14 protein-coding genes are annotated in these 12,883 nt (G+C 65.2%); 9 read left to right on the plus strand and 5 right to left on the minus strand.

The window, feature by feature from the left end:
- The first annotated feature begins 24 nt into the window (after window positions 1-24).
- Window positions 25-225, plus strand: a complete 201-nt coding sequence (locus OPC11_RS05815) for a hypothetical protein (RefSeq protein WP_264781297.1) — start codon at window positions 25-27, stop codon at window positions 223-225.
- Window positions 226-250: 25 nt separating this feature from the next.
- On the opposite strand, the gene OPC11_RS05820 is transcribed toward OPC11_RS05815, so the two are convergent.
- From OPC11_RS05820 to OPC11_RS05830, 3 genes are all read right to left on the minus strand, one after another.
- A complete protein-coding gene (locus tag OPC11_RS05820) occupies window positions 251-2,254 on the minus strand; it encodes a DUF460 domain-containing protein (RefSeq protein WP_264781298.1) in 2,004 nt (667 codons plus the stop codon).
- A 104-nt stretch (window positions 2,255-2,358) separates the two neighbouring features.
- The gene (locus OPC11_RS05825) at window positions 2,359-2,568 is read right to left on the minus strand and encodes a hypothetical protein (protein WP_264781299.1); all 210 of its coding nucleotides are present in this window, start codon (window positions 2,566-2,568) and stop codon (window positions 2,359-2,361) included.
- A gap of 13 nt (window positions 2,569-2,581) precedes the next feature.
- The gene (locus tag OPC11_RS05830; RefSeq protein WP_264781300.1) at window positions 2,582-3,172 is read right to left on the minus strand and encodes a DUF3267 domain-containing protein; all 591 of its coding nucleotides are present in this window, start codon (window positions 3,170-3,172) and stop codon (window positions 2,582-2,584) included.
- A 162-nt stretch (window positions 3,173-3,334) separates the two neighbouring features.
- Here OPC11_RS05830 and OPC11_RS05835 point away from each other — a divergent pair, with 162 nt between their 5' ends.
- From OPC11_RS05835 to OPC11_RS05850, 4 genes are all read left to right on the plus strand, one after another.
- Entirely contained in the window at window positions 3,335-3,490 is a 156-nt protein-coding gene (locus OPC11_RS05835) for a hypothetical protein (RefSeq protein WP_007976528.1), read from the plus strand.
- Window positions 3,491-3,582: 92 nt separating this feature from the next.
- Window positions 3,583-4,914 carry an O-acetylhomoserine aminocarboxypropyltransferase/cysteine synthase family protein gene (locus OPC11_RS05840; RefSeq protein WP_264781301.1) on the plus strand — a complete coding sequence of 444 codons (1,332 nt, stop codon included), beginning with the start codon at window positions 3,583-3,585 and terminating at the stop codon, window positions 4,912-4,914.
- A complete protein-coding gene (gene metX / locus OPC11_RS05845) occupies window positions 4,911-6,089 on the plus strand; it encodes a homoserine O-acetyltransferase (protein WP_264781302.1) in 1,179 nt (392 codons plus the stop codon). The genes OPC11_RS05840 and metX overlap by 4 nt, the downstream gene beginning before the upstream one ends.
- A gap of 129 nt (window positions 6,090-6,218) precedes the next feature.
- Window positions 6,219-7,079 (plus strand): trypsin-like peptidase domain-containing protein, encoded by an 861-nt coding sequence (locus tag OPC11_RS05850; protein ID WP_264781303.1) that lies wholly within the window; start codon window positions 6,219-6,221, stop codon window positions 7,077-7,079.
- Here the strand turns inward: OPC11_RS05850 and OPC11_RS05855 are convergent.
- Both OPC11_RS05855 and serB read right to left on the minus strand, forming a co-directional pair.
- On the minus strand, window positions 6,995-7,405 hold the full coding sequence (locus tag OPC11_RS05855) for an Hsp20/alpha crystallin family protein (protein WP_007976521.1): 411 nt from the start codon (window positions 7,403-7,405) through the stop codon (window positions 6,995-6,997). The genes OPC11_RS05850 and OPC11_RS05855 overlap by 85 nt on opposite strands.
- 115 nt (window positions 7,406-7,520) lie before the next feature.
- Entirely contained in the window at window positions 7,521-8,156 is a 636-nt protein-coding gene (gene serB / locus OPC11_RS05860) for a phosphoserine phosphatase SerB (RefSeq protein WP_069449354.1), read from the minus strand.
- Window positions 8,157-8,257: 101 nt separating this feature from the next.
- Between serB and OPC11_RS05865 the strand changes: the two genes are divergently transcribed.
- From OPC11_RS05865 to OPC11_RS05880, 4 genes are all read left to right on the plus strand, one after another.
- On the plus strand, window positions 8,258-9,232 hold the full coding sequence (locus tag OPC11_RS05865; RefSeq protein WP_264781304.1) for a prohibitin family protein: 975 nt from the start codon (window positions 8,258-8,260) through the stop codon (window positions 9,230-9,232).
- A complete protein-coding gene (locus OPC11_RS05870) occupies window positions 9,232-9,732 on the plus strand; it encodes a hypothetical protein (protein WP_264781305.1) in 501 nt (166 codons plus the stop codon). Before OPC11_RS05865 ends, OPC11_RS05870 begins: the two co-directional genes overlap by 1 nt.
- Before the next feature lie 122 nt (window positions 9,733-9,854).
- Window positions 9,855-11,438 carry a phosphoglycerate dehydrogenase gene (gene serA / locus OPC11_RS05875; protein WP_264781306.1) on the plus strand — a complete coding sequence of 528 codons (1,584 nt, stop codon included), beginning with the start codon at window positions 9,855-9,857 and terminating at the stop codon, window positions 11,436-11,438.
- Between the two features lie 138 nt (window positions 11,439-11,576).
- Window positions 11,577-12,818 (plus strand): MFS transporter, encoded by a 1,242-nt coding sequence (locus OPC11_RS05880; RefSeq protein ID WP_264781307.1) that lies wholly within the window; start codon window positions 11,577-11,579, stop codon window positions 12,816-12,818.
- The last annotated feature ends 65 nt before the right edge of the window (window positions 12,819-12,883 follow it).

Raw genomic sequence — 12,883 nt, forward strand, 5'->3', positions numbered from 1 at the left:
TCGTCCGGGTCGAAATGCGAGGGTATGAACGGAACACGAATCGGCCTCTGGTTGGCCGTCGTCGGTGGACTCGCGTTGTATCCCGCCATTCGCCTGCAGGAGGGCGTCTCGACGACGCTTCCCGAGTACGTCTTTCTCTACGCCGCCCTGCTGGCGGTCGGGTTCGGCATCGCCATCTGGGGATTGAGCGTCCTCCGAACGCTGACGGCAGAGTGGACGACGTAGCAAAGGTGAGAGAGAACGAGAGCGGTTAGTTGCCGAACGAGGACGACGACCCGCGGCCGTCCGCCCGTCGCTCCGCCCGGTGTTCGCTGATGAGTTGGTCGAGTTGCTCGGCCTTCTCCTCTTTCTGTCGCTCCTCGGCGCGGTCGTGCCAGTCGTCGATGACGGCTTCGACTTCCGACTCGCGCGCCACGGCGAGTTCGTCTATCTCCTGAATCGTCACCTCGTCGGCGGGGCCGACGGGAATCTCGTGTTCGAACAGCACCTCGTCGGCCGCATCCGAAATCCCGCCCGCCTTGAGCACGACGCGCGGCCCGATGTCGGCCAGTCGCTCGGCGGTCGAACGACCCGCGCCGCTCGCGTCGCGGAGGAATATCACGTCGCCTTCGGCGAGTCCGTAGCTCTCGTGGGCGGCGTCGATGGCGTCGTTGGTGAACTTCTCGACCGGTTTGACGGCGACGAGTCCGGCCTTCTTCTCGGACACGTCGCTGAAGTTCGAATGGTCGAGTTTCCACAACTTCTTGAGTCGGGTGAGTTTGCCCTCCAACTCCTCGATCCTGTCGTCGCGGTCGTCGATTTCGTCCTCCAGTCGGTTGTTCTCGCGCAGGAGACGCGAGATGTCCCGACGTTCGCGGGCGTTCTGGCGCTCCTTTCGACGCGTGTCCGACAGTTCGGTTTCCAACTCCTCGATTCGCTCGTCCTTCTTCTCGACGGTCTCGTTCAACTCCGCCGTGTGCGACTGCAAGCGCTCGACCTGCGATTCGAGTTGCTTGATGCGCTTCTCCTCGGCCGAGAGTTCGCGGACCGTGTGTTCGGATTCCTCCGCTTCCGGTTCCGGGTCGTCCGAAAGGTCCCGGAGGACGCTCTCGACGCTCTCGTCGTTCGCCACGACCCGGGCGGTGACTTCCCCGCGACTGATTCCCGGCGGCACCTTGCGGGCGATTCGCCGGAACTGGTCCTCGTGGCTGTCGAACGCGAAGAACGCGGCGGCCATCGCGTCGCGCTGGTGGTCGTTGTCGTAGCCGTCCTCCCGCGTCCGGTGTTGCTTTTCGTCCACCGGCAGGTCGCGTTCGGGCGTCCACCCGGCGGCGTCGAAGCTCCGGCGGAACTTCTCCACGGTTTCCGGCATCGGCGTCACGTCCGCCGCGACGATGACCGGTCGGCCCCGCTCGATTATCCACTCGATGACGTCGGCGGTGTCGGCGGTTCGCGTGCTCAACACGTCGAGGAGGGTCCCGTCCAAGTCGGTCATCGCCACCGCCGTCGTGGTACCGGGGTCGATGCCGACGATAACGTGGTCGCGGCGCTTTGCGAGGGGTTCGAACTCGATTCCGTCGCGGCGGAGTCGCTCGATTTCGACCCGGATGTCGCCGGAGCGCCGGGACGAGACGGGTATGTCGCCCGGTCGGGCGTCCACGTCGAACGTCGCGTTGGAGTAGCCGCCGTACTTCTCCGTCACCTCGCGCTCGTAGTCGAGTCCGGCGCTCCTGAGTTCGGATTCGACCGTCCGGGAGTGTTCCTTCACGGACCCGTGAATTCGACGGGTGTAGCGGTCCTCGCTCCAGCCGCCTTTTCCGGTCGAGCGCCCGCGGGAGACCTTGACGCGCGTCGTGTCCGTGAACGCCGACACGACCTGCCCGACGTTCATCGCGGCGAGGCGGGCCGCGGCCTCCGCTTCGCGCATCGGTTTCTTCCCGTAGGGAACGCCGTGGCGAGACGCGACCCGTGAAAGCGGTTCGGGTCGTTCCGCGCCAGTCACCTGCACGAGGCGGGTTTCGTCCGGCAGGCTACCGAGGAAGTGGACGAGGGCGTTCTTGTCGGCCGCGAGTTCGTACATGTTGTCCGTCGCCACGAACGTCGGTTCGTCGCGGTCGATGAGCCGACGGAGTTTGCGGTAGGAGACGACGTCGCGGTCCAACTCCTCGCCGTCGTAGACGACCAGTGCGTAAGAGGGAGAATCACCCCGAACGTCCCCGCTTTGGATATCGACACCGAAAACGAGGGTGTCAAGGGCACTCGTGCGCTCGCTCACGGTCCGTGGTAGGAACCGTCGAAATATAAATCCGGCGCGGGTGGTAGCGTGTCGCGTGGAGGAAATCGGCGACGCAAGGTAGACGGTCCCCACTCCGCCTCCCCTCACTCCAGTTCCGCGACGCCGACGTAGACGAGCACGGAGTAGACGAACAGACCGACGAGGAGCACGAAGGAGAGGAACATCGTCGGGGCGGAGAGATAGCGCGCCGTCCGGTAGGAGAGAACGAGGCGGCCGAACCCGAGGAGGACGAAACTGACGACGGTGAGGCCGAACGCACCGAGTCCGAGGAGCGTGAACGTGCGCTTTTGCATCGATTGTGGCGAGTTACTCGGCACCTATAGCGGTGTCGTTCGCGGGTTCGAAGGCGTAGCTGTGCTCGATATCCACGTCGTAAAACAGCGTCTCGGGTGGCAGTCGCCACAGTCGCCACGACATGTAGACGTCCCCCACCGCACCAGAGGTGTTGACGAGGAGGACGAGATACGCCACCGACGCGACGGGGAGCGGCGCTGCCAACAGCGGGACCGCGACGGCGGTGATGACGACGAGCGGTGCGACTCCGGTGAGGAGATTGTCCCGACGGGTGACGAACTGCCCGAACGCGGCGGTGTAGAGGGCGGGAACGTGCGGTGCGAAGCCGAACGAGACGCGATAGCCCAGCCACCGAAAGACGAGGCCGTGTATCGCCTCGTGGACGACCAGCGTGGCGAGACAGACGAGGAAGACGGCGACGACTCCCGCGAAGCCGAACGAGACGGACCCGCCCTCGGGGGTTCCCTGCAGGAACCAGAGGAGGGCACCGAAGCCGACGGCGGAGACGACGAACGCGACGAGCGACGCGAGGGCGAGAAAGGCAGAGGAGTAGCGGAACCGTTCGGGAGGACGGTATCCGGCGGGAGGAGACGGGGCGGTCATTGCGATGAAAACGCGTCCGGAAGGCTTCGCTGTTTCGTACCGCTTGCCACGTGACCGAAACGAAAGCGGCGGTTCGAAAGGGATACGAATCGAAGTTGACAGTGGTTTCATACGACGGACCCCAACCTCGCGGCGGTAAATCGGAAACTGAATTGGCTCTCCGTGGCGGTGCTCCTCCTCTTCGCCATCGAAATCCTCCGCACGCTCGGCGGGAGTATCAGCGTGAGAGGGGACGGCTGGTTTTTCACCGTCACTCTCGGCGTCGTGTTCCTCGTTCTAGCGGTGGTGTTCACGGCCGTGACGGTGAACTGTGAGTAGCAGGCACGAAACCCGTGACACGGGACCCCACGGATAGCAAACGTTGCCGTAACTGCTGGTTATAAAATTCTGGGAGAATATGCGTATTACACATGAGCAACGACGGGTCCCGATTCGATACTCGAAGCGTTCACGCGGGACAGGAGCCGGACCCCGCGACGGGGGCGGTCGCCCCACCTCTCTACCAAACCACGTCCTACGCGTTCGAGGACGCCGACCACGCGGCAGATCTGTACGCGTTGGAGGCCGACGGCCATATCTACTCGCGCTTGAGCAACCCGACCGTCGAGATGCTGGAAGACCGCATCGCCTCGCTCGAAGGCGGGACGGATGCGGTCGCCACCGCCAGCGGCATGGCCGCGCTTGATGCCCTCACGCTCGTCCTCGCCGAATCGGGCGATAACGTCGTCCTCTCGACCGACACCTACGGCGGCACGACGGCCTACTTCGCCCACACCGCGACCCGCCGGGGAATCGACGCCCGTCTCGTGGAAACGCTCGACTACGACGCCTACGAGGAGGAAATCGACGACGACACGGCCTTCGTCCACGTCGAAACCGTCGGCAACCCGTCGCTCGTCACGCCCGACTTCGAGCGCGTGGCGGCCATCGCCCACGACCACGGCGTTCCGCTCGTCGTGGACAATACGTTCGCCACGCCCGCGCTCTGTCGTCCGCTCGAACACGGCGCGGATGCCGTCTGGGAGTCCACGACGAAGTGGCTCCACGGGAGCGGCACCACGGTCGGCGGGGTCCTCGTCGACGGCGGTGATTTCGACTGGAGCGACTACCCCGAAATCGGCGGCGAGAACCCGGCCTACCACGGCGTAAACTTCTCGAAGGACTTCTCGGACGCGCCGCTGGCCGCCGCCGCGAGGCTTCGGTCGGTTCGAAGCCTCGGCAACCAACAGTCCCCGTTCGACGCGTGGCAGACCCTCCAAGGCATCGAGACGCTGCCGCTTCGGATGGAGCGACACTGCGAGAACGCCGCCATCGTCGCGGAGTACCTCGCGGACCACGACGAGGTGGCGTGGGTCGCGTATCCCGGCCTCGACGACCACCGGACGCACGACAGCGCGAGTCGGTACCTGTCGGGGGGCTACGGCGGCATGATCGCCTTCGGCCTCGGGGAGTTCGAGGCGAGCAAGGCGTTCTGCGAGGACGTGGACCTCGCGTCCTTCCTCGCCAACATCGGCGACGCGAAGACGCTCGTCATCCACCCCGCGAGCACGACGCACGCACAACTCTCTCCCGACGAACAGCGGGCGGCGGGCGTCACGCGCGACCTGATTCGCCTGTCGGTGGGAATCGAGGACCCCGCGGACATCCTTGCCGACATCGAGAACGCCATCGAGTCGGCGACGGACGAGGCGGCCGCCGCGACGAAAAACGGGGTGACACGAACAGAGGACTCGACACGATGACCGAACCGACCGACGCCACCGTCGATTCCTCGCTCTCGCTCGGCCCGTTCGAGTTCGAGTGCGGGGAGGAGATTCCCGAACTGGAAGTCGCCTACGAGACCTACGGCGAGTTCACCGGCGACAACGCGATTCTCGTCTGTCACGCGCTGACCGGAAGCCACCACGTGACGGGGGCCGCCGACGGGCAGGGCGAAGGCTGGTGGGACCAAATCGTCGGCCCCGGCAAAGCCATCGACACACACGAGCAGTTCGTCGTCGCCGCGAACGTGCCGGGGTCGTGCTACGGGACCACCGGCCCGGCCAGCACGAACCCCGAGACGGGCGACCCGTACGGTTCCGACTTCCCCGCCGTGACTGTCGGCGACTGGGTTCGCGTCCAGAGACGACTCCTCGACGACCTCGGAATCGACCGACTGCGGGCCGTCGTCGGCGGCAGCGTCGGCGGGATGAACGCGCTCGAATGGGCGAAGCGATACCCGGAGATGGTCGAACGCGTGATTCCCGTCGCCACCGGTCCCCGACTCGACCCGCAACTGCTCGCCCTGTCGGCGGTTGCGCGGCGGGCGATTACCTCCGACCCGGCGTGGCAGGGCGGCGATTACTACCCCGACCACCCGGACAGCGGACTGGCGCTCGCCCGCCAACTCGGCCACATCACGTACCTCTCGAAGGAGTCGATGGGCGAGAAGTTCGGCCGGGACTTCGCCGACAGCGCGCCGGGGACGTTTCCGTCGAACGGCCGAGGAGCGGACGACCGAATCGCCGGATTCGGCCCCGATTCCTACCGCGACGTGGAGAGCTACCTCGATTATCAGGCCGAGAAGTTCGTCCGGCGGTTCGACGCGAACAGCTACCTCCACCTCACGCACGCCATGGAGAACTACGACCTCGCCGCGAACTGCGACTCGGACGCCGAGGCGCTCGCCGACTTCGACGGCGAGGCGCTCCTCATCTCGATTTCTGGTGACTGGCATTTCACCGTCCAGCAGTCGAATCACCTCATGGAGTCGTTCGAACGGGCGGGCGTCGAAGCGACGCACCGCTCCCTCCACAGCGACCACGGGCACGACGCGTTTCTCACCGAACCCGAACTGGTCGGCCCGCCGATTCGCCGGTTCCTCTCGTCCGATTCGAGCGACTTCGCGCCCGTTCACGCCAGCCTGTTCGCACAGTAGTTCCCGTCGCGCCACCGTCCCCGTCGTTCAGTCGTGAACGCCGCCGTCCCCGTCGTTCAGTCGTGAACGCCGCCGTCCCCGTCGTTCGGCCGTGGCACTGATTAGCGCGCGTGACGTCCAGAGTGCGAGATGGGAACTCGACCGCTTCCGCCGTCCCGCACGCTCACCGACGCCATCGTCTCCGTGGCTGCCGTTCTTCTCGTCACCGCGAGTTGGGGGGTCGTCCCGTCGTGGGGGGCCGTCGCGTCGAACGGAACCGTCCGAGCACAGGGCACACAAGGAGCGGAGCAATCGACGTGCGACTTTTCGAGCCTCTACGACCGGAGCATCGATTCCGTCGTCTCGGTCGGCGTCGAAACGCCCCGGAGCGAAGGCGAAGGGTCGGGGTTCGTCTACGAACTGACCGAGGGGGTCGGCTACGTCGTCACGAACCAGCACGTCGTCGCGCAGGCAACTCGACTCCGCGTCCAGTTCGACCGCGGTCAATGGCGACGTGCGACGGTCGTCGGGGCCGCGCCGAAACGCGACCTCGCGGTCCTCCGCGTGCAAAACGTCCCGTCCTACGTCGAGTCGCTCTCGCTCGCGGAGCAGCGGGCGGAACCGGGACAGTCAGTCGCCGCCCTCGGCAGTCCGCTCGGTCTACAGGGGACCATCACGCAGGGTGTCGTCAGCGGGGTCAACCGGACGCTGCCGTCCCAGCACGGGGCGACGATTTCCGGCGTCGTGCAGACCGACGCGGCCATCAATCCGGGCAACAGCGGCGGACCGCTCGTGAACTGCAACGGACGCGTCGTCGGCGTCAACACGGCGGGAATCGTCGGCGGAGAGAACCTCGGCTTTGCGATTCCAGCGAGCGCGCTCCGCGAGACGGTGCCGCCGCTGGTCGACGGGTCGCGCCAAAAAAATCAGTCCGAAATCTCGATGCGGTCGCCGTCGTCGGTCTCCACCTCGCTGATGGGAAGCCGAACTTCGAGGACGCCGTTGCGGTAGGTCGCCTCGATTCCGTCCTTCTCGACCGGCTTGGGCATCGTCACGCGCTCCGAGAGTTCGCGGGCGCGGCTGAAGTCGTCGCCGGACACCTCGTGTTTCGCGGCGACGGTCAGCGTGTCGTCCGCGAACGCGAGTTCTATCTCCTCCTTCTCGAATCCGGGGAGGTCGGCGACGAGGACGAACTCGCCGTCGCGTTCTTTCAGGTCCACGTGCGTCCCGTGGGATGCTCCTCGGAGTTCGCTCCGCGGGGCGTTCGTCCCCCACATGCGGGAACGCATCTGTTCGAACATTCGGTCCATGTCCTCGAAGGGGGTGTATCGTTCCATGACAATCACCGAATGTATTAGACGCTCGCTGAGATATTAAAGATAGCGAGATGCGGAATATCACGTGTCTCAGCGCCCTACCACCACATCCCCGATATGAAATGACGGCGAACGCTCAAATCGCGTTCTTCCGTCCCAGCACGTCGTCCAGTTCGTCCATGTGCGTGACGATGGTGTCACAGGCGGGCGCGACGGCGGGTTTCGGGTCGAACCCGACGGCCAAGCCCGCGACTTCGAGCATCGGCAGGTCGTTCGCGCCGTCGCCGATTGCGACGGTGTTCACCATGTCGACGCCCTGTTCTTCCGCGAGCGCTTCGAGCGCGTCGTCCTTCGTCCCCTCGATGAGCGGCCCCTCGACCTCGCCCGTCAGTTCCTCCCCGTCGTCGAGCAGTCGGTTGGCGACGATGGTGTCCACCGAGACGCCCTCGCGGTCGAGCGCGGCCTGTACCCCGCGCTCGAACCCGCCGGTGAGGATGGCGACGTGGGTTCCCTTCGCCGAAAGTTCGTCGAGGATTTCCGCCGCCCCGGGGCGGAGCGTCACCTCGGAGAAGGCGTCCTCGGCACCCGCGAGTGACAACCCGTCGAGCAAAGCCGCGCGGTCGCGCAGGCTCTCCGCGTAGCTGAGTTCGTCGTTCATCGCTCGGGCGGTGATGTCGGCCATCTCGTCGGCCACGCCGACCTGTTTCCCGAGGAGCACGGTCATCTCCGAATCCGAAAGCGTTCCGTCGAAATCGAACGCGACTAACGTCATTCGAGTCGTGGTTCACAACCCAACGGTATAAAGTTCGATGCACGTCGGCGACAAACGCCAAGAGATATAACATGTCTCTCGAGACATGTGGTCGTACCTGAATGAGTTCCGATAGTGACATTCCGATAGACCCCGACGGTTCCTCGGGACCGAACATTCCCGATATCGACCTCCGAAGCATCTTCGGCAACACCCTCCTCATCGTCCTCGTCATCGTCCTCATCGCCGCCCCGGTAATCGGGTTCCTCTCGTGGACGCCCGTCGACGAGGGGAACGTCCAAGTGGTCAAAAAGTGGGGTGCCGCGACGGGAACGGTGTTCGAACCGGGAGCCCACTTCATCAACCCGGTTTCGCAGGACACCGTGTCGCTCTCCACGCGACCCCAGTCTTACACCATGTCCAGTCAACAGGGCGAAGGAAACAAGGCGGGTACAGACGACTCCATCACCGTCCTGACGGAGGACGGACTCCGGGTGGACATCGACATCACCGTGCGGTATCGCGTGGATGCGGGACAGGCCGTGAAATTCTACAAGAACTACCGGACGCTCGGGTCCGCGGAGCAGCGACTCATCCGCCCGAGCATTCGCTCCGTGCTCCGCACCGAGGCGGGTGCCCTCCCCGTGACCGAAATATACACCGGAAAGGGCCAGACGGAACTGAAACAGGCCGCCCAGAGCGCCCTGAAGAAGGATTTCGCCCGCGATGCCCTCATCCTCGAAGCGGTCCAGATTCGGAAGGTCAACCTTCCGAAACAGTACGAGCAGGCGGTCGAACAGAAGGAAATCACGAAACAGCGCCGACAGCAGAAGGAGAACGAACTCGAAGTCGAGAAACTCGAAGCCGACCGAAAGAAAATCGAGGCGAACGGGGAGGCGGAAGCGAACCGCATCCTGAGCGAATCGCTCGACCAGAAGGTTCTCACACAGCAGTACATCGACAAACTCGACGACACGGATACGGTTTACATCCCGGTCGGCGGTGACGGCTACCCGCAGTTCGTGCGAAACATCGACGGGTCGAACGGCGATTCGCCGTCGGGGACGTCCACCAACTCGACGAACGCGTCGACCTGATGACGAACGACGCCACGGCCCGATTGACGAAGTGGGTCCTCGTCGCGGTCGGATTCGCCTCGCTCGCGGTGCTCCTCAGCGTCGTCGTCCGGTCGTTGGTGAGTTGGAAGGCGTTCCTCCTGTTGCTCGTCGTTCTCGTCCCGGCGGTGCTCCTCTCCTATCGTCTCAGTCGGGCGGAACGCGCCTACGACCGCGGGCGGTACGGCGTCGGCCGTCGCGTCGTCACCGAGCGAATCGCGCTCGGTGACGGGGAGTGTGGCGTCTGTGGCACGCACGGCGGGAACGGCGTTCGACGGCGGTTCGTGAAGGAACTCGTCGTCGATGGCGTCCCGATTGCGCTGGTCGAAAGCGGGAGCAACGACTACTGTCGTGAGTGTTTCGCGGCCGAGTCGGATGGGAACGAAAACGATGGAAGCGATGCGAGCGACGAAGCGGTCGAAGGCCACGAAAAAGACGAGACGGAACGGCAGTCCTCCGACCGACGTGAGCGGAATCAGTAGCCACCGACCGTAGCAGTCCTCCCAATGACAACATATTTTTAGAATATAGAATACGAAAATATATTGGCAATCTTCGCTGTGAGAGAAAGGGTTAACGGGTGGGGGGTGCATTCTCTCCAGCAATGAAGGTTCTCGTCACGGACCCCATCGCGGACGCGGGTCTCGAGCGACTTCGTGAAAGCGGATACGAGGTAGAAACGGCATACGACGTAGAGGGCGATGCACTTTTGAACGCGGTTTCCGATGCGAACGGACTCATCGTTCGCTCGGGGACGGACGTCAACCGAGACGTGTTCGAAGCGGCGTCCGACCTCGTTATCGTCGGACGTGCGGGTATCGGCGTGGACAACATCGACATCGAGGCCGCGACCGAAAACGGCGTCATCGTGGCGAACGCGCCGGAAGGCAACGTTCGCGCCGCCGCGGAGCACACGGTCGCGATGGCGTTCGCCGCCGCGCGCTCCATCCCGCAGGCACACGCCCGACTCAAGGGCGGCGAGTGGGCCAAGGGCGACTACCTCGGAACGGAACTGAACGGTAAGACGCTCGGCATCGTCGGCCTCGGCCGCGTCGGGCAGGAGGTCGCAAAGAAACTCGACAGCCTCGGCATGAACCTCGTCGCGTACGACCCGTACATCAGCGAGGACCTCGCCAGGCAACTCGGCGCGGAACTGGTCGAACTGGACGACTGTCTCGAACAAGCCGACTTCCTGACGGTGCACACCCCGCTCACGCCCGAAACCGAGGGGCTCATCAGCACCGAAGAACTCGCGCAGGTCGAAGGCGGGTACATCGTCAACTGCGCCCGCGGCGGCGTCATCGACGAGGATGCGCTCGCCGAAGCGGTCGCCGACGGCGTGCTGGCGGGTGCAGCGGTGGACGTGTTCGCGGAGGAACCGCTCCCCAAGGACAACCCGCTGCTCGACGTGGACGACGTTATCCTCACGCCTCACCTCGGCGCGAGCACGGAGGCCGCACAGGAGAACGTGGCGACCAGCACCGCGGATCAAGTGGTCGCCGCGCTCCGCGAGGAACCCGTCATCAACGCGCTCAACGCGCCGTCCGTCGAGGAGAGTGCGTTCCCCCGCGTTCGACCCTACATCGAACTCGCCGAAACCGCGGGCAAAATCGCCACGCAACTGCTGGACGAGCGCATCGAGCGCATCGAGGTGAACTACGAGGGAGACATCGCCGAGGAGGAAGTCGACCTCGTGACCGCCAGCGCCCAGAAGGGCGTCTTCCAGCCGCTCGAATGGCAGGTCAACGCCGTCAACGCCCCCCAAATCGCGGAGGAGCGCGGCGTCGAAGTGACCGAGAGCAAGACCCGGCAGGCCGCCGACTTCCAGAGCCTCATCACGGTCACGGTCGAAAGCGACGACGGGGAGATAACGGTCGAAGGAACCCTCTTCGCGGACGACGACCCGCGCATCGTCCGCATCGACGGCTACCGCGTGGACGCCATCCCCCACGGTCACATGCTCGTGGCCCGCAATCAGGACAAGCCCGGCGTCATCGGGTTCATCGGAACCGTCCTCGGCGAACACGACATCAACATCGCGGGCATGTTCAACGCCCGCGAAACCGACGGCGGCGAGGCGCTGTCGGTCTACAACCTGGACAGCGAAGTCAGTACGGCCGCAAAGGAAGCGCTCGAAGCCGACGAGCGCATCATCGAAGTGCGGAACATCGCGCTGAACGGGAACTGAAAATCGACCCGCGGGCGACGAATCTTTTTATACGGAAACGAGGCCAGCAGTCGGTGTGAGGACCAGTCGAACGAATCTTTGACCGCTTGCCCTGCCGCGAAAGCGGGACTCAAGTAGCCGCCACGCCACCGTCGAGTCGTGACATCGGTCGAATCCAACCGCGGCGACGAACGACCCGGACGCGAGGAGCGGCTCGTGACGGGGTATTCCGGGCGACTGCTCCTCGTCGTCTCGCTCGGATGGATGATGATTCAGGCCGGACGGCTCGTCCTCTCGCCAATGCTCCCGGCCGTGATGGAGGACCTCCACATCACGGAGCTTCAGGCGGGCGTCGCGTTCACCCTTCTCTGGGGGCTGTACGCGCTCGGTCAGTATCCGAGCGGCAGGCTGTCCGACCGCTTCTCGCGCAAAACTCTGCTCGTGTCCGGGCTTTCGCTCCTCGCGGTCGGATTCACGGTCCTCGCGGCCGCGCCGACCTACGCCGTCTTTCTGCTCGGCGCGGCCGTCGTCGGGTGCGGTGCCGGACTGTATCCGACTCCGGCGCGGGCGCTCGTCTCCGACCTGTTCGTCTCCCGTCGAGGGCAAGCGTTCGGCCTTCACGGCGCGTCGGGGGACACGGGCGGAGTGATAGCGGCGGGGCTGGCGGTCGCCGTCCTCGCCGTCGCCGTCTGGCGGGCCGCGTTCGTTCCCGTCGTGCTGGTAACCGTGTTGGTACTCGTTTTCCTCCACCGCTGGAGTCGAGAGGCCTACACCCGACCGACCATCGACGCGGACGCGAGACGAGCGGTCATCGCGGACGTCAGAGCGACGGCGCGGCGCTTCGGCAACCGCCGAACCGTGGCGCTCCTCGTGGCCTATTCGCTCTACGCGTTCGTCTGGCAGTCCGTCGCCGGGTTCCTCCCGTCGTTCCTCCAGGAGTCGAAGGACTTTTCGCCCGAACTCGCGGGAAGCGCGTTCGCGGCGCTGTTCATCGTCGGAACGCTGGTGAAACCGGTTTCGGGCGCGCTCGGCGACCGGATATCGCGCCCGGTCGTCGCCGCCGGGTCGCTCGTGCTGGCGACGGTCGCCCTCGCCGCGCTCGTACTGGCGAGCGGGACGCTGGCCGTCGCCGGAAGCGTCGCCCTGTTCGCGGCGGGGTTGATGGCCTATCCGCCAGCCATGCAGGCGCACCTGATGGACGTGTTTCCCGACGGGAGCATGGGCGGCGACCTCGGCGCGACGCGAACGGTCTACATCGGTTTCGGCAGCCTCGGTACGACGTACGTCGGGTACGTCGCGGGGCAGTCAGGATATAAGGCGGCGTTCACCGGACTGCTCGCGTGTCTCATCGTCAGCGCGAGCATCGTGTTCGCGCTGGCGCGGTGGTCGCGGTCAGGGTGACACCGTGAAACGGGGGGTCGCGCCGTGAGCCGCCAGAAATCGGAAACCACGACGGTGAGCGACCG

The organism is Haladaptatus sp. T7 (assembly GCF_026008575.1).
In the GTDB taxonomy this organism is placed as follows: domain Archaea; phylum Halobacteriota; class Halobacteria; order Halobacteriales; family Haladaptataceae; genus Haladaptatus; species Haladaptatus paucihalophilus.